The 24,297-nt window shown below is 56.0% G+C and carries 14 protein-coding genes and 1 pseudogene; 4 read left to right on the top strand and 11 right to left on the bottom strand.

What is annotated here, in order from left to right; all coding sequences use genetic code 11:
* Positions 1-18: 18 nt before the first annotated feature.
* Positions 19-7,521 (bottom strand): Tc toxin subunit A-related protein, encoded by a 7,503-nt coding sequence (locus AC4PCC_RS17865; protein ID WP_492125413.1) that lies wholly within the window; start codon positions 7,519-7,521, stop codon positions 19-21.
* Between the two features lie 559 nt (positions 7,522-8,080).
* Here AC4PCC_RS17865 and AC4PCC_RS17860 point away from each other — a divergent pair.
* A complete protein-coding gene (locus AC4PCC_RS17860) occupies positions 8,081-8,827 on the top strand; it encodes an acid phosphatase (RefSeq protein WP_492125412.1) in 747 nt (248 codons plus the stop codon).
* On the opposite strand, the gene AC4PCC_RS17855 is transcribed toward AC4PCC_RS17860, so the two are convergent.
* The gene (locus tag AC4PCC_RS17855) at positions 8,808-9,422 is read right to left on the bottom strand and encodes a LysE family translocator (RefSeq protein ID WP_492125411.1); all 615 of its coding nucleotides are present in this window, start codon (positions 9,420-9,422) and stop codon (positions 8,808-8,810) included. The two genes, AC4PCC_RS17860 and AC4PCC_RS17855, sit on opposite strands and share 20 nt — an antisense overlap.
* A gap of 187 nt (positions 9,423-9,609) precedes the next feature.
* On the opposite strand from AC4PCC_RS17855, the gene folA reads away from it, so the two are divergent.
* Positions 9,610-10,089, top strand: coding sequence for a type 3 dihydrofolate reductase (gene folA, locus AC4PCC_RS17850; protein ID WP_492125410.1), 480 nt, complete (start codon positions 9,610-9,612; stop codon positions 10,087-10,089).
* Between the two features lie 109 nt (positions 10,090-10,198).
* On the opposite strand, the gene apaH is transcribed toward folA, so the two are convergent.
* The gene (gene apaH, locus AC4PCC_RS17845; RefSeq protein WP_492125409.1) at positions 10,199-11,029 is read right to left on the bottom strand and encodes a bis(5'-nucleosyl)-tetraphosphatase (symmetrical) ApaH; all 831 of its coding nucleotides are present in this window, start codon (positions 11,027-11,029) and stop codon (positions 10,199-10,201) included.
* 45 nt (positions 11,030-11,074) lie between these two features.
* Between apaH and AC4PCC_RS17840 the strand changes: the two are divergent.
* Positions 11,075-11,134 (top strand): annotated as a pseudogene (locus tag AC4PCC_RS17840) (hypothetical protein); the annotation flags it as partial.
* On the opposite strand, the gene apaG reads toward AC4PCC_RS17840, so the two are convergent.
* The 5 genes from apaG to lptD are packed head-to-tail and all read right to left on the bottom strand — an operon-like array spanning position 11,112 to position 17,000.
* Entirely contained in the window at positions 11,112-11,489 is a 378-nt protein-coding gene (gene apaG / locus AC4PCC_RS17835) for a Co2+/Mg2+ efflux protein ApaG (protein ID WP_492125408.1), read from the bottom strand. The pseudogene AC4PCC_RS17840 and the gene apaG sit on opposite strands and share 23 nt — an antisense overlap.
* A 4-nt stretch (positions 11,490-11,493) precedes the next feature.
* Entirely contained in the window at positions 11,494-12,318 is an 825-nt protein-coding gene (gene rsmA, locus AC4PCC_RS17830) for a 16S rRNA (adenine(1518)-N(6)/adenine(1519)-N(6))-dimethyltransferase RsmA (protein ID WP_067709082.1), read from the bottom strand.
* Complete coding sequence (gene pdxA, locus AC4PCC_RS17825) at positions 12,311-13,300, bottom strand: 4-hydroxythreonine-4-phosphate dehydrogenase PdxA (RefSeq protein ID WP_492125407.1); 990 nt, start codon at positions 13,298-13,300, stop codon at positions 12,311-12,313. Before pdxA ends, rsmA begins: the two co-directional genes overlap by 8 nt.
* Complete coding sequence (surA, locus tag AC4PCC_RS17820) at positions 13,290-14,585, bottom strand: peptidylprolyl isomerase SurA (RefSeq protein ID WP_345830467.1); 1,296 nt, start codon at positions 14,583-14,585, stop codon at positions 13,290-13,292. Before surA ends, pdxA begins: the two co-directional genes overlap by 11 nt.
* Before the next feature lie 54 nt (positions 14,586-14,639).
* Positions 14,640-17,000, bottom strand: a complete 2,361-nt coding sequence (gene lptD, locus AC4PCC_RS17815; protein WP_492125406.1) for an LPS assembly protein LptD — start codon at positions 16,998-17,000, stop codon at positions 14,640-14,642.
* 183 nt (positions 17,001-17,183) lie between these two features.
* On the opposite strand from lptD, the gene djlA reads away from it, so the two are divergent.
* A complete protein-coding gene (djlA, locus tag AC4PCC_RS17810) occupies positions 17,184-18,011 on the top strand; it encodes a co-chaperone DjlA (RefSeq protein WP_067709073.1) in 828 nt (275 codons plus the stop codon).
* Between the two features lie 31 nt (positions 18,012-18,042).
* Here the strand turns inward: djlA and rluA are convergent, their stop codons facing one another.
* From rluA to polB, 3 genes are all read right to left on the bottom strand, one after another.
* The gene (gene rluA / locus AC4PCC_RS17805; RefSeq protein ID WP_067709071.1) at positions 18,043-18,696 is read right to left on the bottom strand and encodes a bifunctional tRNA pseudouridine(32) synthase/23S rRNA pseudouridine(746) synthase RluA; all 654 of its coding nucleotides are present in this window, start codon (positions 18,694-18,696) and stop codon (positions 18,043-18,045) included.
* 42 nt (positions 18,697-18,738) lie between these two features.
* On the bottom strand, positions 18,739-21,645 hold the full coding sequence (gene rapA / locus AC4PCC_RS17800; RefSeq protein WP_492125405.1) for an RNA polymerase-associated protein RapA: 2,907 nt from the start codon (positions 21,643-21,645) through the stop codon (positions 18,739-18,741).
* A gap of 133 nt (positions 21,646-21,778) precedes the next feature.
* Positions 21,779-24,139 (bottom strand): DNA polymerase II, encoded by a 2,361-nt coding sequence (gene polB, locus AC4PCC_RS17795; RefSeq protein WP_492125404.1) that lies wholly within the window; start codon positions 24,137-24,139, stop codon positions 21,779-21,781.
* Positions 24,140-24,297 lie beyond the last annotated feature (158 nt).

Genomic DNA, 24,297 nt, shown 5'->3' with positions numbered 1-24,297 from the left:
CTGAAACAGTTAAAGGTGTTAACCGGTGATGGTGTAGCGGATATGCAAAATAATGTCGCTCAGACTGAGTAACAGCGCTTTCTGCCTGCTGTTTGCATCCGGGAAGCTCAGGGTTAGCGTCCCGGCATCACTGACCGGAATCCCCTCAAACGGCAGCCAGCGGCCGTCATTAAAGTCCAGCTGGAACTGACCGCTGTCATTCATCCCATGGGAGACTGCCAGCGTTTTACACCCCTGCGGCATGGCCAGGCTGCCGCTATAGTTGAGTACGGCCCTGACATCCTGGTAGGGGCCAATCAGTGCGGGAAGCGTCACGCTGATTTGATTGATCCGCCGCAGACTGCCCAGCGACTCCGGATAATCTTTCTCTATGGCCAGGTCGGAGAGCTTGATCGTCGCCTGAAGCTGTTGACGGGTGACTTTAATGCCATTTTCATCCGTCCCCGCGCTGCCTTTCGCGGCTGTCACCAGTTCAGTCACTTTTTCCGCCAGCGCGAAAGCGCTTCCTTTGAGGCTTGCATAGAACTCAGAGAGACAGACCGTGCGCGTGACCTCCCTTCTCCGCTGATCGTGTTTCAGGTAGCTGTGCTCCATGCGGGCCAGATTAAGCTGCAGCGTTTCTCCAGCCATCATTCCCCCCCAGGAACCCTGCCAGGCGCCGGGCTTAATAAAGTTAGCGGCGCGCTCATTACGTTCATATTTATAGGCCTCCTGCGCCATCAGGCAGCGGGAGACGGCGAGGTCATAAAACTGGTAGTAGATCGCTGCCAGCTTGCCGCGCAGCCAGTTGTAAAGCGCCTTATTACTGAATTTGTTCTGCAGAAAGGTGATTTGTGCCTGCGTCTGGAGCTGCTGAGTTTGCAGGTAATTTTTTTGCAGCACCGCCGCTTCATGGCGTATGGCGTAGGTTTCCAGCTGGGCCGTTATTTGATTAACGTCGGATTCGGCGGCATTACGCTGGATGGCCCACTCTTCACGACGGCGACGATAGGATTCGGAGAGGCTTATCCGGTCAGCAGCAGTGCGGGTGCTGCCCGCCGCGATCTCAATGCCATAACCGACGGCCCGGGCGATGCTGCCGTAGTGTGCGCCGCCGACCGCCATACCGTAAATGTTGGGCACGGCATCCAGTGCGGCGCCGGTCATATAAGAGGCGTAGGCCGTGTTGGAGAGTACCGACGCGGAGAGATAGAGGTCCATGGCCTGGCCTTCACCGGTATTTATACCCTCATCATACAGGCGGCTGTAGCTGCTCAGGCGCGACTGTGCACCGTTCAGGCTCTGCTGCAGCGCCTGGCGATCCGCGGCAATTTCAGCAATGCTGGCATCCTGCAGGGCAATACTCTGCCGTACCAGCTCCACGCCCTGGGTCTGAAGCAGTCCTGAGAGCGCCTCTGCATCCTGACGCTCACTGATGCTGAGCAGGGTGCTGCCAAACTGACTGAGCTGGCTGACCATGCTACGGGCGCTTTCCAGCATGACTGGGAAACGGTACACCGGCATCTCAGCCACGGGCAGACGACTGCCGCCCTGAGAGGCATTGACGGCGGCACTGAGCAGGGCGGCCGGATCGGCCGGCGGCGCATAAATCGGCAGGGAGAGTGGCTGACCGTCAATGGAGAGATGATGACGCAGGTTATAGAGGCGCTGCGTCAGCGTCTGCCTGTAGGCCTGGAGCTTCTCGTTCTGCTGCGGCAGGAACAACGCGGTCAGGGAGTTTGCAGTGCGAGGCTCTCCCTTATCTGGAGCGGGTTCCTGCTCCGGGTTTTCCCGGACGGTCTGCTGTCGCACGGCCTGCATGGCCTGGCGGGTGCGAACCAGCCGGGTTTTATCGGCGGCAGCATCCAGCCGCGGTGCGGACCAGTTCGCCTCCGGCAGCCAGGCTTCCTCACCCAGGGTGGTTAACGCCTGCAGATACCACATTTTCGCTTCGTTAAGCGTATCCCGCTCCAGCAGCCGGTAAGCCGTATCGCCCCGGGCGATGAGCAGATCCAGCATCGCCATAAAAGTGGCGACTTTGTAATGCATCGGGTCGGCCTGCGCCACCGCGTCCGGATCCAGCGTATCCAGTGGGTTGGCATTCCAGGCGGTGTCCTCCTCCAGCGGTCGCACGTTCCACTGCCACGAGGCCGGCTGGCCATTTACCAGATACCCTTCCGGACTCCAGATATATTTTATCCAGCGCGTCGCGTCATCAAACTTCTGTTCCTGTAGCAGACGGCGGAATACCATCATGGGAACGTAGTAAAACATCTCCCAGAAATAGAGCGCATTGGCACCGTTAAAGTCCATGGGTTCGGTATAATCTTGCAGAATAACCAGGGTAAATGCAGGTTTTGGCGTTGGGATAAAATGGCTAAGGCTAATGCCACTGACAGAGTAATTAACCATAAGCGTACCTGCCTTCAGCCTGCCATTATCACAGGTCAGGTAAACGTCAAGGCCCGACGTAGTTGAATAAGGAAAGTTGATAATGTCATAGAAAGGCTTTTCCTCCCTGCTCAGGGGCACAAACAGCGTCACCGTCTGTTCAGTATCGGTTAGCGAACCCTGCCAGAAATCGAAGTAATCCTGATCCCGACCACGATAAAGGGTAATCCTCGCCCCTCGTGAACCCCCATGAACCACCGCATCATAGCGGGGCAGAACCACCTGAATATAGCCGCCCTGTCCCATCGCGGGTTCGGGAAGAAACTGGGAGTCCATGGATAATACGCTGCTCAGTCCCTGATTCGCGCGTGCTACCAACTGCTGGGCAAAGAGTGTGTTAACCCTGATTCGGTAAGGACCATATTGCAGATACTGGGCGTTATCCGCGCTGTGCTTAAGGGAGATCAGCGGAAGATTGCTGCTAACGACCCGGGTTACTATTGTACGGAGGGTTTCACTGCCCAGGAAGCGGCCATCAGGGGCAGAGGCCTGAAAAGTAAATTCCAGGGAAAGTTTATTATTGGTAAAAGCCTCAGGCGGAAGCGCTATTTCTTTATCACCGAAAGAAAAGGTTGATTCAGCAAGCGTATATTTACTGCACGAAGAGGCAATTCCTAAGTCCAGAGTGGAGTGGCTTCCCAACGCGACAGAAAGCTTTACGTGCCTTAGATTGACTGCGGTGTCTATATAAAGCTCATTCGCAAAAACAGTTGAATAAAAGTGTTGGTTTTCCCTTCCTGCTAGGTAATATTCTATATTTAGATCGTTAATGTCTTTTATAAAGTAATAAATATCATCCTTAAGGCGGCTTAATATAAAATCAAACGACGATAAGGGCATTGTTATTCCACGCATCAGTATATTTGTGTAGGGTGTTTTAACGAAGAAATGAGTAAACCTTTCTATTCTTTGTATAAATTCAACTTCTCTTATGCCGACATAAACATCCTTTCTCCGGTAGATGTTGAATTTATGATTTATCACTCCGCACTTTCGAATCAGATCCATTATTTCGTTAGCTCTTGTTCCCAATTTACCGTAACACTGAATATTGGCCACCGGTGTACATCGTAAGATCGCCTCATCTGAGGCGTCAGAAATACTGATATTCGAAACTGCGCTTAGATATAAATTTGTTAAATCCTCGACACCCCACACCTCCTTAACGCGTATCGGGGATGACGCTGAATACGTCGTACTGCCGCCCCCATATGGCGTGTTGAGTTTAAGTTCGGTTGGCGAATCCGCCTGCTTAGCAATATAATTAAACTGCGTAGTTGCCAGCGAGGGTTTTATTTCTTCCATGCTGCCATCGGCGCGTATCTGTACGCCGGATAGGCCTGTGTAACTTGCAGGGTAATCCTGACTTTTCTTATAGAATAAAACTTCGATCTGTTCAGTGCTGATATTCCGTGCGCAGTACATGCCCATATCAGTAATATCGCTCCCGGCGGGAGGGAATGTACCGCTTTGCCGGGTAAATGAGAGCGGAACGCTCCATGAACCATTGTGTAAAATATGCGCATATTTTAGCAGGTATTCCGTGGCTTCGCGGGTGCTGCTCTCGCCAATTTTTTCCGCTACCTGACGGCTTTCTGTCCAGACCAGGTAGAGTCTTGACTGGAAGATCACCGGGCGAACCAGATTGGTCACCGCAGCAATGGGTGCCGTGATTTTTTGCCATTCACTCCAGGCGTTGGCGGGCAGTTTTCCGGTGGAGATTTTGCCAATATCTGCCGTCCGCCAGTAGTACTCTCCGCTGGCCGACCGTCCTAAGAGATAAGTGGTGCCCTGTTTCTCGCTCACGTCATCATGATAACCGCTAACGATTTCCAGGTTGGCGATCTCCTCAAAGCGGGTCATATAGGTTTTGAAGGCGTCCTCAACCGTGTCACTGGTCAACTGGCTTTGGCTGAGGGATTGCAGCATCTCATTCATCATTCCGGTCTGACCGATCCGCAGGGTGGGATCAAGGTAGTTTTCCGGGTAGTAAACCAGCTGCGAAACGCCGGCCCAGCTGCTGTAGCGTTTGTTATACCTGTCCCAGTCGGTAAAGAACGCACGTGCTTTTACAGCGCTGTCCTCACCCTGTTCCTGGCTGCTGAGCGTCCGATTGACGTACAGCTGAATGCTGGTAATTGCCTCCGCCAGCCGGGTGGTTTTGACCTCAGCGGAAACCTTATTATCAATCAGCAGCCAGCTGTAGAGTGCCTCACGATCGCTGACCCACGCAGGGGTGATATTTTCTATAATAAAGGTGCTGACGGCGGCGCTGGTCCTTTCATCAAGATACGCCTGCAGGCATGCAGCCTGACGGCTGTCCAGCCCGGCCTGTAATGACGCGCTGACTGCTACCCACTCGCGGTAGGAGGGGGTATTATCAGTATGCGTATAATCCAGCGTTATTAGCGCGGCGACGCCCGCAGGGGTGATACCGAGCGTGGTGGCCATGTCCACCCACTGTAAGGTGGCATCTACCGCTGACCAGCTGCTGAACGTTGTGGTATCGCTGCTTTGGGCCAGCCCCTGAACCACCATCTGTTCATCCAAATCCAGCGCCAGCGCCAGCTGGGCCGGGGTAAGAGTCTGTTCGCCCAGCGCCTGCAGTATCCCGCTCGCGGCGGTGCCGCACTGCTGCAGAAAGCGATGAAAACGTGCCAGTCCGAACAGGGTGGTGATATTCTGTGGTAATGCTGTTACGTCACTCTGGAAAGCCTGCGGCTGCGCCACCGCCAGCGACAGTTCGCCGGCAGTCAGTGCCAGCTTCTGTGCAATCAGCACCAGCTGCCCCAGCACCTGACAGTAGATAACCAGCTTTTTTGTCTCCGTATCGGTAAGGTCATCTCTGGCAGCCAGCGTCAGAAAGGCTTTCACCGTCATTCCCTGCGGTTTTAACTGCTCCAGCCACATAAGAATGGCCAGGGCGAGTTCCCCGGATTCAAGCTGGGTCGCGGCGGCGATAAGCGGCGCGGTATCGCTCAGCAACCTGTCGTCATTATCACCCTGACTGGCGAGGCCATTATTCAGGGTCTCAATCAGGCTGGCGATTTCCGGCGTCATGCTGTCGCTGACCTGCGGGGTGGTCATCAGGAACAGCTCACCCGGGGTTAAATCCTGCGAATTCATCCACTCCGCGTAGCGTTCGACGAAGCTGACCAGCTCAGTAAACTCGCTGGCAGCGAGCTCACCGGGTTTACGACCGGACCAGGGCGAAACGGCTATCAGCGTGGCCAGCCCGCTCACGCTCAGGCCATTCACCCCGGCCAGCAGCGCTATCCGATAGAGCAGGGACACATTCTCAATTGTGCAGGTGAAGGTGGGGGGCGCGGCGCTGCCGCTGGCCAGCGACCACAGCTGATAAAGACCGCTATCGTTAACCTGGAAGGCACGTTTCATTACGCCAGTGCGAAAGGCATCGCTGCTATTGGCGGGGGAAAGATTGACCTCGCTGCCGTCGGCACTAAACAGCTGGCCGTTTAGCGGAGGGGTATTAAACAGCGTCGTAAAGGCACTGGGCCTGTTGCCTGAATCTTCCTGACTGACGGTGCCGCCGGAAAGTACCAGCGCCTCAGAAAGGGTGATGGCATAGCGTTGCATCGTATCCTGCGCCCAGAAAAGTTTGCCCAGCGTCTGTGGCGTTACGCCCTGATAGACACCTGACTTTTCACTGACTGAATAAATTTCAGTCGGGGTAAACCCGGTGGCCTTGCTCAGGCGGATCAGTTTGTTAAGTTCCAGCAGCAGGGGAGCGAAACCTGTATTTTCTGAAAGGGTGAAATCTGCATAACATATTACCGGACTGTAAGATGTAAGATAGGAGTAGGCATTAAGCCTAAACGTGCCTTTTAGGTCATTATCTTTCAGAGTGAAAGGAGTCGATCTATAATCCATACCAGGCGTAAGTTCATTATAATCTGCTAAATTACGAGCTTTGGGAAATTCTATTTTCAGGCTCGATTTTATAAAGCGGGTTTTGGTATTGAGATGCGCATAAAAAATGTTTTTATCTGTTCTTCTCAGATCAAGATAATTAATATTATCATGATAACCATATTCGCTGGCAGGTGCTCTGCGAAGCGTATATGTCTTAATGGCACCATCTGTGATACTAAAACCCGTTGTAATATGGTTTGTGTAGGGCCTTTCCTTCAGCACGCTGATAAACTCATCCAGCTCATCAGGTTTCAAATCATAAAAGGATGCGAGCTGGCTCAGGTTTTTAAATTTTTCGATATCCGTTGTACCAAAATTCCTCTCTATCAGCTTATCAGCGTTACTTTCGGTAATCTCCTCGGTAAGCAGGCTATATAACTCTGGCGAGATATCGGATTTTATCCCGAGCAGTGAGGCGGGATCGATGCGTTTTGCCACCTCCGGAATGCGCCGAAAGGCTGAAAAATCCTCATCCTGCAGAATAATGGCCTGACGGGCCGCTTCATAAGGCCGATGATAAGGCCCAGCACTGCCAGCGCGATAGGTGGAAAGCCGTTCAAATACCCCGTCCTCATCTTTACCTAACCAGGATCCAATCTTATCCAGAATGATTGCATTAGAGAGGGACAGGGTGGAGATCTCGTCGTCCATGTTTTCCTGTGACAGGCTGAGAGAGGCCAAATCGCCGCGGCGCTTAGCCAGATTGAAATCAGAATTAGCGGGATGGAGATCCCTGGCTTCGCGGTACAGTTCCGTCAGGTAGCCTGCCGGAGAGAACATGGAGGCAACCGCTCCCGGTTTAACGAACTGGCTGGCGCGATTGCCAAAGAGATCGTTATAGCTCCTCTGCTGCGCAGACTGACGGATACCCAGACGAATGGCATTTGCCAACTGGGGGTTTGCCCGGGTCAGAATGCGCGCTTCCTCCAGCTTGTTCTCTTTTAGCTCTTGATCGGCCTGCTGATGCAGGAACTCCATCTCACCCCATGTCAGCGTATTCCCGGACAGATTACGTATTTCAGGTAATGAGCGGCCCATCATATCAGCCAGGGTCCAGGGCGCGCTCTGAATACGTTTGGATTCAATTTCAGACTCATCTTTTTCAGACGTGTCGTCAAAAGTGTTCAGTTTTTTCAGAATATTATCAGTACTGTACATGCAGCTCTACCTCTTATTAACTGGAAATGATGGCTGACAGCCAACGCAGCGCAGTAAGCCCTGTGTGTATTATTTTGGAACGGGAAGTGCCTTTGCTAAATATTGAAGTTCATCAGTAACGGCTAAGCGGCCTGTTACTGATGTGAGTTCTGAAAGAATAATTGTGGTCGTAGCTGTTTTTCAGGTTTCAGGCTAATTAGCATTTTTCTTTAGCATAGTTCAATGTTAAGAACGGGTGAGTGAAGGTTAAGAAAAGGGAGGTGACTACAGTACGGATTAGGTATAACTCATTATATTTCAGTTGGGTGGATTTGTTTTTTTTTATGAATTATACTGATTTTTTTTGATTCACTTATTATTTGATGACTAATCGTCAATATAAGATTTCATTAATAAAATATTAATGCTCAAAAAAATGTAATATTTCCAGCGCGGTGTGATTTCTGTGAAGCGTTTACCAGAACCAAATTCTTACCTTCTGTATTCTCGCTTATCAGATAAGCCTGCCGCAGATAGGCGGCAGATAATGACGTACTGTCGAGTGATTCAGGGAGATAAGATGAAGAGAGTTCTGCTAGCCACGCTGATTTGTGCCGCCACTATACCCGCCACTATACCCGCCACTTTTGCTGCAAAGGATGTGACCACCCAACCCGATGTGTACTTTCTGAAAGAGGCACTGTCCCCTGATAGCCTGGCCTTACTGCCTCCTCCTCCGGCGATGGACAGCATTGATTTTCTCAATGACAAGGCGCAGTACGATGTGGGAAAAATGCTGAGAAATACCCCGCGGGGTAAACAGGCATGGCAGGATGCACACGTCTCAGGCGATGGTGTCCCCGAGGCGCTGTCGCCCGCTTTTGGCGAGCCCATTACCAAAGAAAAAACGCCTGAGCTGTTCCGGCTGGTTATGAAAATGCGTGAGGATGCGGGCGATCTGGCAACGCGCAGCGCGAAAGAACACTATATGCGCATCCGACCTTTTGCCTTTTACAACGAACCGACCTGCCGCGCGGATGAAGAGAGCACGCTCTCTAAAAATGGCTCTTATCCCTCCGGGCATACCACGATTGGCTGGGCAACGGCATTGGTACTGGCCGAGGTCAATCCGGCCCGGCAGGGGGAGATTCTTAAAAGGGGCTATGAGATGGGGCAGAGTCGGGTGATCTGCGGATACCACTGGCAGAGCGATGTCACCGCTGCCCGGATCGTTGCTGCCGCCATTGTTGCGCGGCTGCATGCCGATCCGGCCTTTAGCCAGCAGTTACAGAAGGCTAAAGACGAATTTAAGAAAGCGCGACCTTAATACCCAGCGCAATCAGTACGCCGCCCAGCAGTTTGTCGATAAGCTTCTGGGCTTTCGCCAGTGCACGCCGCACCGGGGCGCTCTGGATAATCACCACCAGCAGCGGCCACCACAGGGATGAGAGCATCAGGATAATGCTGGCGTACCAGATTTTCTCACCAAAGCTGGAGTGAACGTTAAGCACCTGCGTAAATATCGACAGGAAGAACAGCGTTGCTTTCGGGTTGAGCAGGTTGCAGAGATAGCCCTGAAGAAAGGCTTTCCTCAGCGAGGTGGTCTCCGGGGTCACATTGCTGAGGTCCATTTTGCTGCTGCCGCTTGACAGTAGCGCCTGGACACCGATAAAGATCAGGTATGCCGCACCAACGTATTTCAGCAGCATAAACAGCCAGGGGGTGGTAGTGATCACCACGGCCAGCCCGGCCACGCAGTAAATCATATGTGTGGCGACTGCGCAGTTCACCCCGAGCGCGGTAAACATCGCTGCCATTCGCGGATAGCGGGCGGCATTTTTGATAATAAGGAAGAAGTCAGGACCGGGGGAAAGCATTCCCAGGGCCGCAATAGTGAAGATAATCAGGCTGGTTTCTAACATGGTCGTATCCTGGAGTTGGGGCACAGATTTTAGCACGATCACCGACCTTTTGAGCAATCAGCCTGTGGCCTTTCAGGGTAAATATCACCCTTAAAAACCTTTACGTAAAACCCACCCGTTGGGTATCGACGAAAGTTTCACCTTTCCGTATGATGGCGCCAAATTTACTGCCTGTTGAGTGTCAATAATGATAAGCCTGATTGCGGCCATGGCGGCCGACCGCGTAATTGGAATGGAAAACGCCATGCCGTGGCATATTCCAGCCGATCTGGCGTGGTTTAAACGTAATACGCTGGGTAAGCCGGTTATCATGGGGCGCCGGACCTGGGAATCGATCGGGCGTCCGCTGCCGGGCCGTTTAAACATAGTTATCAGCCGCCAGCCCGGCAATGCAGAAGGTGCCACCTGGGTAACCTCTATTGAGGAAGCGCTTAAGGCTGCTGGCGACGCAGAAGAAGTGATGGTGATTGGCGGCGGTAAGATTTACGAGCAGCTACTGGCCCGCGCAGACCGACTCTACCTGACCCATATTGATGCCGAAGTGGAAGGGGATACGACTTTCCCGGACTACGAGCCGGATCAGTGGCAGTCGACGTTTAGCGAATTCCACGACGCCGATGAAAATAACTCCCACAGCTACTGCTGGGAAATTCTCGATCGTCGTTAACGAAGCGCGCCCCACAGCGTGGGGCGCACAGGCAGAAAATACCGTTACGGCATTCAGGGCGCGCTTAGGGGCATAAATACCGTCAGGCTACCGGGATGCGCTTGCGGTTTCAGGCCTCTGCTGCCCGCTTCCGGTTAGAGGGTTGCACGAACACCGCCTTATCCTCCCAGCGCAGCATCGTCATTACGCCCCCCCAGCAGCAGCCGGTATCCAGACCGATAATCCCTTCCGGGGTGCCCTGACCCTCCAGCGAAGCCCAGTGGCCAAACACAATGGTATAGGCTTTAGATACCGGTCCCGGGATGGTGAACCAGGGCTTCAACGGCGGTGGAGCGGATTCAGGCGTGTCTTTACAGATCATATCCAGCTGGCCGTTGGGAAAGCAGAAACGCATTCGCGTCAGCGCATTGGTGGTGAAACGCAGCCGGGCAAGGCCGGTAAGCTCCGGTGACCAGTTGTTCGGCATATCGCCATACATCGCATCCAGGAACAGTGGATAGGTATCGCTGGAGAGTACTGCCTCCACCTCTCTGGCGCAGGCCTTCGCCGTGTCGATATCCCACTGCGGCGTAATACCCGCATGTCCCATAACCAGCTTTTTCTCTTCATCGACCTGTAGCAGCGGCTGGCGTCGCAGCCAGTTAATCAGCGTGTCGGCATCCTCTGCTTCCAGTAACGCGGCCAGCCGATCCTTAGGCTTATTGCGACTGATCCCGGCATAGACGGCAAGCAGATGCAGATCGTGATTACCCAATACCAGACGCGCGGCATCCCCCAGCGATCGGACAAACCGCAGTACGTCGAGTGAGCCAGGACCGCGAGCCACCAGGTCGCCGGTCAGCCAGAGCGTATCCTGAGCAGGATCGAAGCTGACCTGCTGTAGCAGGGATTGAAGTTCATCATAGCAACCGTGAACGTCACCAATTAGATAAGTGCTCATTAAATCGCCCCAGGCGTTTACGATGAAGGTCACCGGCACCGATTATTGCTGCCCGTTAAGGGCGCACGGTGCCGGGCGGAAATTAGTGGATCTGCGTGGGAATGGCCAGCCGGAACACCGGGATTTCAACGCGAAAGGCATCGCCCCCTGCGTCAACCATCTCATAGTGTCCCTGCATGGTGCCTGGCGGCGTCTCCAGGACTGCACCGCTGGTATACTGAAATTCGCCCCCGGCCGCGATAACCGGCTGTTCGCCGATCACGCCTTCGCCCTGTACTTCGGTTTCATGACCGTTGCCATTGGTGATAAGCCAGTAGCGTCCGAGCAGCTGCACGGCGGCATGGCCCAGATTACGAAGGGTGATGGTATAAGCGAAAACGTAGCGTTCCTCCTCAGGCATGGACTGCGAAGGAATATACACACTCTGCACCTGGACGCTGACGCGGGGCCGTTCAGTCATAGAATCAGTTCTCCTGCGGCGCCTGTGGATGCGCAGTCAGCCAGTTAGCCAGCTGGCAGTACTGTGCTACAGAAATGTTTTCCGCCCGCAGCGTGGGGTCAATATTCATCTCCTGCAACACCTCTAACGAAAACAGATGACCCAGGCTGTTGCGCAGGGTTTTACGCCGCTTACCAAATGCTTCGGTGGTGATTCTGCTTAACGCGCGAATATCCTCCACCGGGTAGGGGATTTTCGCATAGGGCACCAGCCGTACCACGGCTGAGTCCACTTTAGGCGCCGGGGTAAAGGATTCCGGCGGCACTTCCAGTACCGGGATCACCTGGCAATAGTACTGCGCCATCACGGTAAGACGGCCATAGGCTTTGCTGCCAGGCCCGGCAACCAAACGGTTGACCACCTCTTTTTGCAGCATAAAGTGCATATCCCGAATCGCATCAGTATAGCTGAAGAGATGGAACATCAGCGGCGTAGAGATGTTGTAGGGCAGGTTACCAAATACGCGCAGGGACTGGCCCTGTTGACGCGCATAGTCGGCGAAGTCAAAGGCCATCGCATCCTGCTGGAAAATAGTCAGCTTCGGGCCAAGGAATGGATGGGTTTGCAGACGGGCCGCCAGATCGCGGTCAAGCTCAATCACCGTCATGGCATCCAGCCGTTCGCCAACTGGCTCGGTTAATGCGCCCAGCCCCGGGCCTATCTCAACGACGGCCTCACCTGGCATTGGGTGGATAGCGGAGACAATGCTGTCGATAATATAAGGATCGTTCAGGAAGTTCTGTCCGAAACGTTTGCGGGCGAAATGGCCCTGATGGACGCGATTATTCATTACTGCTCTTAATCATGGTGATGGCGAGGTTAAGCGCCGTAACAAAGCTGCCCGCATCGGCGCTTCCCTGGCCTGCCAGTTCAAGGGCGGTACCATGGTCAACGGACGTGCGGATAAAGGGCAGGCCGAGGGTGATATTCACCGCTCTCCCAAATCCCTGGAATTTTAGCACCGGCAGGCCCTGGTCGTGATACATCGCCAGAACCGCATCGGCATGCTGTAGGTATTTCGGCTGGAACAGCGTATCCGCCGGCAGTGGCCCGGTCAGCTGGATACCCTGCTGGCGCAGCGCATCCAGGGCAGGAACAATCACATCGATCTCTTCCCGTCCCATATGACCGCCTTCGCCCGCGTGGGGATTCAGCCCGCAAACAAAGATATGCGGTGAGGCAATGCCAAACTTTTTTTGTAGATCAGCATGCAGGATGTGGATCACCTCATGCAGACTTTCACGCGTGATAGCGGCAGAGACGTCCTTAAGCGGCAGATGCGTTGTGGCCAGCGCCACGCGGAGCTCTTCAGTCGCCAGCATCATCACCACGCGTGCGCAGCGGGCGCGTTCGGCAAAGAACTCGGTATGCCCGCTGAACGGGATCCCGGCGTCGTTGATCGCGCCTTTGTGTACCGGGCCGGTAACCAGCGCGGCGAATTCACCGCTCAGGCAGCCGTCGCAGGCGCGGGCAAGCGTCTCAAGGACGTAGTGGCTGTTATCGGTGCAAAGTTCTCCCGCCTTGACCGGCTGCGCGGCGTGTACCGGCAGTACGGTCAGCGTACCCGCCCGCTGAGGCACGGGCTGGCCCGGCTGGTATTCCCGCAGGATCAGCGGCAGCCCCAGCGTGGCGGCACGCTGGCGCAGCAGGTGCGGGTCGGCACAGACCACCAGCTCAACCGGCCAGTCGCGCTGGGCCAGCTGAAGGGTGACGTCAGGGCCAATCCCGGCGGGTTCGCCGGGAGTGATAACCACGCGGCTGTTACTGAGCATTAGCATCCAGAATTTTTACGTAGGCCGAAGCACGCTGTTCCTGCATCCAGGTCTGTGCTTCTTCCGCAAACTTGCGGTTGAACAGCAGGCGGTAGGCACGCTCTTTCTGCGCCGCATCGGTTTTATCAACCTGGCGGGTATCAAGCAGCTGGATCAGGTGCCAGCCAAAGGAGGAGTGCACCGGGGCGCTCATCTGGCCTTTTTTCAGCTTCAGCAGCGCGTCGCGGAACGCCGGGTCATACATCTCCGGCGAGCTCCAGCCGAGATCGCCACCCTGGTTGGCTGAGCCTGGATCCTGTGAAAGCTGCTTAGCCGCATCGGCAAAGGTGGTTTTGCCGCTGTGAATATCGGCAGCAACCTGGGTCAGCTTCTCACGAGCCTGCGCGTCGGTCATAATTGGCGAAGGCTTAAGCAGGATATGGCGGGCATGCACTTCGGTCACGGAAACGTTCTGCTTGTCGCCGCGAACGTCGTTAACCTTCAGGATGTGAAAGCCAACGCCTGAGCGGATTGGGCCGATGATATCGCCTTTTTTCGCGGTTGCCAGCGCCTGGGCAAACAGGGAAGGGAGCTCCTGAATCCGGCCCCAGCCCATGTTACCGCCTTTCAGCGCCTGAGGGTCGGCTGAATAGGTGATGGCCAGCTTGCCAAAATCGCCGCCGTTTTTGCTTTCGCTAACCAGCTGCTTCGCCAGCGTTTCCTGATCGTCAACCTGTTGCTGCGTCGGATTCTCCGGCAGCGGCAGCAGGATGTGGCTGAGGTTCAGCTCGGTCCCGGCATCGTTGGTGGTAGCAACCTGCTTCGCCAGCGAGTCGACTTCCTGCGGCAGAATGGTCACGCGACGACGCACTTCATTATTGCGTACTTCCGCAATGGTCATCTCTTTGCGGATCTGCTCGCGGTAGGTGGCGTAGTTCATGCCATCATAGGCCAGGCGGCTGCGCAGCTGATCGAGACTCATTTTGTTTTGCGCGGCAATATTGCCAATGGCCTGATCCAGCTGCGCGTCTGAGATCTGGATCCCAGCCTGTTTACCCATCTGCAGCAGGATGTTGTCCATAACCAGACGCTCAACGATCTGATGGCGCAGGGTTTTATCATCAGGCAACTGCTGACCCGCCTGCTGGGCCTGACCTTTCACCGACTGCATCATACCGTCGACGTCACTTTCCAGTACCACGCCGTTATTCACAACGGCGGCAACTTTATCAACAACCTGCGGGGCTGCAAACGCGGTGCTGGCTGACAGCGCTGCACCGAGGATCAGCATTCTCCAGTTCTTCATACTTTTTCCATTCTTCTATCCGCACTGCGGGTTGGCATAGTAATTATTACAACATCAGAAAGAGCGCTGATAAGGCAGTATGCCCTGACGCAGCATTTGACCGGTGCCCAGACTATACGAAGGACTCAGGCCACGAAGCTCAATGTTGAATGAGATTTTATTGTCGTACTTACTGCTGTCGTTTTCCCAACTGGTAATTTTACGCTCGTAGCCCAGACGGATTGCATAGCAGCAGGAGCTGTACTGCACGCCCAGCAGCTGATCGGCAGGCTGGCGGGCTTTAGTATCGTAATACCATGCGCCTACCACTGACCAGGCATCGGCCACCGGCCAGCTGGCCGTTGCCCCAACCTGCGATATCCCCTGCTGATAACCCGGGTTGGTTATCTGACTCAGCGTCTGCTCAATGTATTCCGGGCTGGTGTAGCGATAGTTCAGCTGCACCATCCGGTCTGCATCCTGGCGGTACTCCAGCACGGCGTTCCCCTGGGAAACGTTATCGAGGTGGGTGTCATACTGCACGCCACCGCGCGCGCCCCAGCGGTCGCTGATCTTCCAGTAGGTGTCACCTGCCCAGACCAGACTGCCGCGATCGTCGCTGTCCGCCGTCTCAAGACCGGTACGAGATGGGGTAAACGAGTAAATTTGACCTATCGAAGCGTTAAAACGTTCAACCAAATCGTTATCAAAAATTCGCGTGGTAACGCCGCTGGTCATTTGGTTGGCAGACGCGATGCGATCCAGGCCGCTGTAGGTGCGGTCACGGAACAGGCCGGTATAGTCACTTTGCAGCAGCGTGGAGTCGTAGGCGCGAATGTCGCTCTGGTCGCGGTACGGGATGTAGAGGTACTGAAGGCGCGGTTCCAGGGTCTGGGTATAGCCCGGCGACCAGTCCATATCGCGATCGAATACCATTTTGCCGTCAACCTTGAACTGCGGCATGGTGCGATTGACGCTGCTTTTAAGCTGGTTGACTTTGGTGGTATCAACATTCTTGTTGTAGTAGTCAATGCCATCCTGCTCGTAGTGGGTCGCCAGCAGTTTCGCTTCGGTATTCAGGCTGCCCCAACCGTTCGACAGCGGCAGGTTGATCGTTGGTTCAAGGTGCAGACGCGTAGCGTCAGGGTAGTTTTCGTTGACGTTAGTGAACTTCACCGCCTGGGCGTAGAGATGCGTATCGAACGGGCCGACATCGTTCTGATAATAGTTGTAGTCGAACTGCGGTTCAGCGCGATAGACATCGTTATTAGCGTTGGTGGAGAAGATCTGGAACTGTTTGGTCGACAGGGTGGCATCCCAGTTTTTCTCGGCGTAGCCGACGCTAAACTTCTGCGTCACGTAGCCGTCGGTGGAGCTACCGTAGGTCGAATCCAGATCGGTAAAGTAGTAGGGATCGCTAACCTTGGTGTAGTCAACGTTAAAGCGCCAGTTCTGATCGTAAACGCCGGAGTGCTTCCAGAAGAAGAGCCAGCGGTTAGAGTCTTTATCATCAGAGATATTGCGCGATGCGGCATCCCGGTTGTACTGGTCATCGGTGGGCAGGTAGTCGAACTCCATCAGGCCTGCACCGGCTTTGGTCAGATAGCGGAACTCATTCTGCCACTGCATGCCACGCTTGCTCATATAGTGCGGCGTGATGGTCGCATCCGCCTGGGGCGCGATGTTCCAGTAGTAGGGGAGAATAAATTCAAAGCCGTTTGAACTGCCGTACTTCGCATTAGGGATCAGGAAGCCGGAGCGGCGGCGGTCACCAATAGGCAGTTGCAGATAGGGGCTATAGAGTACCGGCACTGCGCCAATTTTGAAGCGGGCGTTCCAGATCTCCGCCACCTGTTCTTCGCGATCCTCAATCACCTCGGTTCCCGCTACGCTCCAGCTGTTATCGCCGGGCAGACAGGAGGTGAAGGTGCCGTTTTCAAGGATGGTATAGCGGTTTTGTCCGCGAAGCTTCATCTGATCGCCGCTGCCGCGGCCCTGACGACCCACCATCTGATAGGTCCCATTCCAGACGTTGGTGTCTTTGGTATTCAGGTTGGACCAGGCTTTCGGACCTTTCAGGATGACCTGATTGTCGTCGTAGTGCACATTACCCAGTGCGTCCACGGTGCGAACGGGCGTCGGCTGGCCCGGCTGCGGTTTCTGATGCAGCTGTACCTCGTCAGACAGCATGCGGCTATTGCCCTGCCTGATGTCAACATTGCCGTTGAATACCGCGTTATCCGGGTAGTTACCTTTCGCGTTGTCCGCGTTGATGGTGACCGGCAGCGCGTTGGTATCCTTCCCCTGCACCAGCGGGCGGTTGTAGCTGGGCACGCCCAGCATACACTGGGAAGCGAGGTCATCGGCCAGGCCTTGCTGGCTGTAAAGCGCTGTGCCGATTAGCGTGGCCAGCAAAGTAGGTAGTCGTTTTTTCATACGCGGTATCAAAATTCCGTGATAGCTGACATCTTGCCGAAAAACGCTCAGAGACTAACGTACTCAACTGCGTTGCGCTAGTGTTAATCCTGGTTGTTTGACCGCGTTGCCGTTAGGCTCTTGAGTAAATGACGGGTATGATAATGCAATTTTTAACCTTCGGCATGGCGAATTGAGGAGTATATGCGCTATTGGGGAAAAGTAATGGGTCTTGTGCTGGGTTTGTTAAGCGGCACCGGCTTTTGGGGACTGGCAATCGGACTGCTTATCGGCCACCTGGTCGATAAAGTACGAAGTGTACAGGGGCAGGGCTACTTCACCAATCAGCAGACCCGGCAGACGCTGTTTTTCCGTACCACCTTTCAGGTGATGGGGCATTTGACCAAATCCAAAGGGCGCGTCACCGATGCGGATATCCAGATGGCCTCGCTGCTGATGGACAGAATGCAGCTGCACGGCGAGGCGCGAACCTCGGCCCAGCGCGCGTTTCGCGAAGGCAAAGAGGGCAACTACCCTTTGCGGGATAAGCTCCGCGAGCTGCGCAGCGCCTGCTTCGGCCGTTTTGATCTCATCAGGATGTTCCTTGAAATCCAGATTCAGGCCGCCTTTGCCGATGGGTCACTGCATCCGAACGAGCGTCAGGTGCTGTACGTCATCGCCGAAGAGCTGGGGATTTCCCGCAGCCAGTTCGATCAGTTCCTGCGCATGATGGCCGGTGGACAGCAGTTTGGCGGCGGCAGCTATTCTGCCGGGGGCGCGGGTGCTCAGGGTGGTTTCAATCCCGGGCAGCGCGGGCCGACGCTGGAAGATGCCTGTAGCGTGCTGGGTGTAAAAAGCAGCGACGATGCCGCCACCATTAAGCGCGCCTACCGTAAGCAGATGAGCGAACACCATCCGGATAAGCTGGTCGCGAAGGGGCTGCCGCCGCAGATGATGGAGATGGCCAAACAGAAAGCGCAGGAAATTCAGGCCGCTTACGACCTGATTAAACGGGAAAAGGGCTTCCGCTAACCCTTCCGATCAGATTTCACGCCTGCTGCGCTTAAAAATCAGCGGGCTGCCGGAAGGTCATAGGCGAAAGGTATTTAGGGTGAGTGATGGTCAGCATTTCCGCATGCAGCTGCAGGCGCGAGGCCATCGCTCTCGCCTCGTCATGGGCGTAAAAATTATCCCCTAAAATCGGGTGGCCCAGCGCCAGCATATGGACCCGCAGCTGGTGAGAGCGGCCGGTGACCGGTTTCAGCTGCACCCGGGCGCTGTTATCCGCCGCGTACTCCAACACCTGGTACAGGGTTTGCGCCGCCTTCCCGGTCTCAAAACAGACCTTCTGCTTAGGGCGGTTTGGCCAGTCGCAGATCAGCGGTAAATCAACCACGCCTTCTTCCGGCTGCGGATGCCCCCAGACGCGCGCCACATAGGTTTTCTGCGGCTCACGCTCGCGAAACTGCCTTTTCAGCTCACGTTCGGCCTGCTTGGTCATGGCCACCACCATTACGCCGCTGGTGGCCATATCCAGCCGGTGGACCGACTCTGCCGACGGATAATCACGCTGAATACGCGTCATGATGCTGTCACGGTGTTCCGGCTGGCGACCCGGCACGGAGAGCAGTCCGCTGGGCTTGTTGACCACCATAATAAAGTCATCCTGATACAGGACGTGTAGCCAGGGCTCTTGCGGGGGATTGTAGGGTTCCATTCTGCTGCCTTAGCGGGGCGACCTGCGCCGCCCCATGCGTAATTACTGATGCGTGACGACGATCAGGCGCAGCGCATCCAGGCGCCAGCCTGCTTCACTCAGCGCCGACAGAACCTGCTCGCGGTTGCTCTCCAGCGCGTCAATCTCATCCTGACGGATGTTAGGATTGACGGCGCGCAGGGCATCCAGGCGCGACAGCTCCGCACTCAGCTTCTCGTCGGCTTCCCGGCGGGCAATATCAATCAGCGCGCGGGCTTCTGCGGCCGCCTGATCTTCCGCCAGCTTGAGGATCGCATGCACATCCTGCTGTACCGCATTAACCAGCTTGCTGCCGTTATGACGGTTGATGGCGTTCAGCTGGCGGTTAAAGCTTTCAAACTCCACCTTGCCCGCCAGGTTGGTGCCTTTACGGTCAACCAGCATGCGTACCGGCGTCGGCGGCAGGAAGCGGGTCAGTTGCAGATGCTTCGGCGCCTGCGCTTCCACCACGTAAATCAGCTCAACCAGCAGCGTTCCCACCGGCAGCGCCTTATTTTTCAGCAGCGACAGCGCGCAGCTGCCGGTGTCACCAGAGAGGATCAAATCCAGACCGTTGCGCACGATTGGATGCTCCCAGGTCACGTACTGCGCATCCTCACGCGACAGCGCCTGATTGCGATCGAAGGTGATAGTGCAGCCATCCTCCGGCAGCCCAGGGAAATCCGGCACCAGCATATGGTCGCCCGGCGTCAGGACGATCAGATTATCACTGCGATCTTCCTGATTGATGCCGACGATATCGAACAGATTGAGTGCAAAGTTAACCAGCTCAATATCATCATCCTGCGCGCTGATCGCCCCGGCCAGCGCCTGAGCCTGCTCGCCGCCGTTGGAGTTCAGCTCCAGCAGGCGGTCGCGGCCCTGTTCCAGCTGGGATTTCAGCGCATCGTGCTGGCTGCGGCAGTCGGCGATAAACGCATCCAGCCCTTCGGTGTTATCCGGCGTGGCAAGAAATTCGATCAGCCGTGAATAGACGCTGTCATAGATGGCGCGGCCGGTCGGGCAGGTGTGTTCGAACGCATCCAGCCCTTCGTTGTACCAGCGCACCAGCACCGCCTGAGCGGTTTTTTCCAGCCACGGCACGTGGATCTGAATATCATGAGCCTGCCCGATACGGTCCAGGCGGCCAATACGCTGCTCCAGAAGGTCCGGGTTAAACGGCAGATCGAACATCACCATCTGGCTGGCAAACTGGAAGTTACGTCCTTCAGAGCCAATCTCCGAGCAGAGAAGCACCTGCGCACCCTCTTCCTCAGAGGCAAACCACGCGGCGGCGCGGTCGCGCTCAATGATTGACAGCCCCTCATGGAATACCGCCGCCTTAATGCCTTCGCGCTCGCGTAGTACCTGCTCAAGCTGAAGCGCCGTGGCGGCCTTGGCACAGATCACCAGCACTTTGTGCTCGCGATGGCTGGTCAGGAAGCCCATCAGCCACTCCACGCGCGGATCGAAATTCCACCAGGTGCCGCTGTCGCCCTCGAACTCCTGATAAATTTGCTCGGGGTAGAGCATATCGCGAGCGCGTTCATCGGCCGTTTTCCGCGCGGCCATAATGCCGGAAACCTTGATGGCGGTCTGATACTGCGTCGGCAGCGGCAGACGGATCTGATGCAGCTCGCGCTTCGGAAAGCCTTTCACCCCGTTACGGGTGTTACGGAATAGCACGCGGCTGGTACCGTGGCGATCCATCAGCATGGTGATCAGCTCTTTGCGCGCCTCCAGCTTGCCTTTGCTGTCGCTGTTGGCGGTTTGCAGCAGCGGCTCGATATCCTGTTCGCCCATCAGATCGTTCAGCATGTTCATCTCCTGCTGGCTGATGGACTTATCGGCCAGCAGGCCGGTCACCGCGTCGGCGATGGGGCGGAAATGCTGCTGCTCCTCAACGAAGGCGTCAAAGTCGTGGAAGCGATCGGGGTCCAGCAGGCGCAGGCGGGCAAAGTGGCTTTCCATACCCAGCTGCTCTGGCGTGGCGGTCAGCAGCAGCACGCCGGGGATCTGCTCGGCAAGCTGCTCGATCACCTGATATTCACGGCTCGGCTGTCCGTCTTCCCAGGCCAGGTGGTGGGCCTCATCGACAATCAGCAAATCCCACTCGGCGTCTGCCAGCATCGCCAGACGCTGTTTATTGCGGCGCACGAAGTCGAGCGAGCAGATCACCAGCTGTTCGGTTTCAAAGGCGTTGTCGCTGTCCTGCTGGGCCTGGGTGTAGCGTTCGTCGTCAAACAGGGCAAAGCGCAGATTGAAGCGACGGAGCATCTCCACCAGCCACTGGTGTTGCAGCGTTTCCGGCACCACGATTAACACGCGCTCGGCGCGGCCCGCCAGCAGCTGCTGGTGAATAATCATCCCGGCTTCGATGGTCTTGCCGAGTCCTACCTCATCCGCCAGCAGCACGCGTGGTGCATGGCGTCGGCCCACGTCGTGAGCGATGTGTAACTGGTGAGGGATCAGGCTGGTGCGCATACCGCGCAGGCCGCTGACCGGCAGGCGGTACTGCTCGCTCTGATATTTACGGGCGCGAAAGCGCAGGGCAAAACGATCCATGCGGTCGAGCTGGCCGGCAAACAGGCGATCCTGCGGCTTGCTGAACACCAGCTTGCTGTCGAGCATCACCTCGCGCAGCAACACGCCGGTTTCGCCCGTGTCCAGCCGCGTCCCGATATAGTCCATCAGCCCGTTTTCGCTGAGGACTTCTTCCACCTCAAGCTGCCAGCCTTCATGGCTGGTAATGGTGTCACCCGGATTAAACATCACGCGGGTGATAGGAGAATCATTTTTTGCATAAAGACGGTTTTCACCGGTGGCGGAGAAAAGCACAGTCACCATGCGCGTATCGACCGCGACGATAGTTCCCAGTCCCAGTTCGCTTTCCGTATCGCTGATCCAGCGTTGACCAAGTGTAAAAGGCATAGATATTCGGCTCGATTCTCGTAGTGATAATTTCAGGCAATAGCACGACCGCCCGGCAGAGTCTGCCCGGCAGAAAAATTCAGATAATCAGGAAGGGCGCTATGGTACTGGAAGGTGGCGCGTTCGTCACCTGTCAAAACAAACCCAACTGACCTGTTACCAGTGTAGCAAAGTCATCCTGAAGGAAAGGAAGGATGCCGTCGGCAACCGGCTGTAGTTGACGGGAGAGATAGTGCTCATAGTCCAGCGGCGTGATACGGGCTTCCAGCGGCTCGGGGCCGGAGGTCGCCATCACGTAGCGGATGCGTCCACCGTTCTGATAGAGCAGCGGCCGACCCAGCTTCTGATTCTGCTCATCGGCGATCCGCGCCGCGCGCACGTGGGGCGGGACGTTGCGCTGGTAATCGTTAAGCGGGCGACGCAGGCGCTTGCTGTAGGTGAGCTGGTCATCCAGCTCGCCCTCCAGCAGCTGGCGAACGGTTTCGCGGATATAATCCTGATAGGGTTCACCCTTGAAAATTTTCAGATAAAGCGCCTGCTGAAAGCGCTGAGCCAGCGGCGTCCAGTCGGTGCGGACCGTTTCCAGCCCCTTAAAGACCATGCGCTCTTCCCGATCGTTGCGGATCAGCCCGGCATAGCGCTTTTTGCTCCCCTGTTCGGCCCCGCGAATGGTCGGCATCAGGAAGCGGCTGAAGTGCGTCTCATATTCCAGCTCCAGCGCGCTGTCCAGATTGAACGTCTGCCGCAGATGGTCGCGCCACCAGCCGTTGATATTCTCCACCAGGCGCTGACCAATGGCGGCGGCGCTGGCTTCATCATGGGGCGTTTTCAGCCAGACGAAAGTCGAGTCGGTATCGCCATAAATTACGGTGTAGCCTTCGGCCTCCACCCGCTCCCGGGTCAGACGCATAATTTCGTGGCCGCGCAGGGTGATCGACGAGGCGAGGCGGGGGTCGAAAAATCGGCAGGCGCTGGTGCCGAGTACGCCATAGAAGGCATTCATAATGATTTTTAGCGCCTGCGAAAGCGGTTTGTTACCCGCTTTTTTAGCGGCTTCACGCCCCAGCCAGATCTGCCTGACGATCTCCGGCAGGCAGTGGTTGGTGCGCGAAAAGCGCGCCTCGCGAAAGCCGCTCACCGAGTCTGCCTCATCGGGATGCGCCAGGCCCTCTACCAGCCCCACCGGATCGATCAGGAAGGTGCGGATAATCGACGGGTACAGGCTCTTGTAATCCAGCACCAGCACCGAGTCATACAGACCCGGACGGGAGTCCATCACGTAGCCGCCAGGGCTGGCTTCCGGCGCTACCTCGCCCATGCCGGGGGCAACAAAGCCCGCCCGGTGCATGCGGGGCAGGTAGAGATGGCTGAAGGCGGCCACGGAGCCGCCGTGCCTGTCTACCGGCAGACCGTTGACGGTGGCGCGTTCCAGCAGGAACGGCATCAGCTCGGTATGCTGGAAGATGCGCGTGACCAGTTCGCAGTCCTTCAGGTTATAGTGCGCCAGCGCAGGTTTATCCTCGGCAAAACGACGGTTGATCTCCTGCATCCGGTCCCAGGGATTATCAATCGCTTTGCCTTCTCCCAGCAGCTCGCGGGAAACGGACTCCAGGCTGAATGAGCTGAAGTTCCAGAAGGCGGATTTCAGCGCGTCAATTCCGTCGATCACCAGCCGTCCGCTCATCTGCGCAAAAAATATCCCCGGCTTAAAGCCGTGCTCGCGCCACTCCAGCGCCTCGCCGTTGCGCCCCAGCCGCAGGGGAATGCCGTAGCGCTCGGCGTGTTTTTGCAGCACGCGGAGATCGAACTGCACCACGTTCCAGCCGATCAGCACGTCCGGGTCGTGCCGGGCAAACCACGCATTGAGCTTTTCCAACAGCTGAGGGCGGCTGGAGACGTATTCCAGCGTAAAGTCCAGCGCGCTGGCATCGCCATTTTCTGGCCCCAGCATATAGACAACCCGCTCGCCGCAGCCCTCCAGGCCGATGCAGTACAGCTCGCCCTGGCGGGTGGTTTCAATATCCAGCGAAACCCATTTAAGCGGCGGACGGTAGTCAGGGTGCGGCTTAAGGCGGGCGTTCACCAGGCTGTCGCCAGCCGGTTCGCCGCTAAACCAGACCGGGGAGGTAATAAAGCGCTCCATTAAAAAGCGTTCGGGCGGGCGAATATCCGCCTCATACAGGGTGATGCCGTTTTCACGCAGCAGCTTTTCCAGCCTCTGAAGCTGACGATACTGTGTGCAATAGAGCCCGAAAACCGGGCGCTGGTGAAAATCTTTTAGCGTCAGTGAGGCCAGCCGAAAATGTCGCTCCTGCTTGAGCAGGGTTTCAACCCGCGAGCGGTATTCCAGCGGAATAAAGGCGACCGATTCCTGTGGCGGTAGCACCACGCGCTGCGGACCCTCGTCCGTGGCCAGCCAAAATACCACCTCCGTACCGGCCGACGTATCCCGCCAGTGGCGGGTGAGCAAGAAACCTGCGCGTGCGTTGTTCACCGGAACCCTTATTATTGCTTTGATGGCTAATAATAGCATGTTCAGGCATCACAACAGAGAGTCAGTCCGGGTTAACGGGCGGGGAGAGTCCGCGAACGCTTGCGGCTAAAGTAAAGGCTGGTAGGTCCGTAAATTACTAATACGTAAATAAAAAATAA

The organism is Erwinia sp. L03-1 (assembly GCF_058686115.1).
This window is presented reverse-complemented; position numbering and strand designations above follow the sequence as displayed.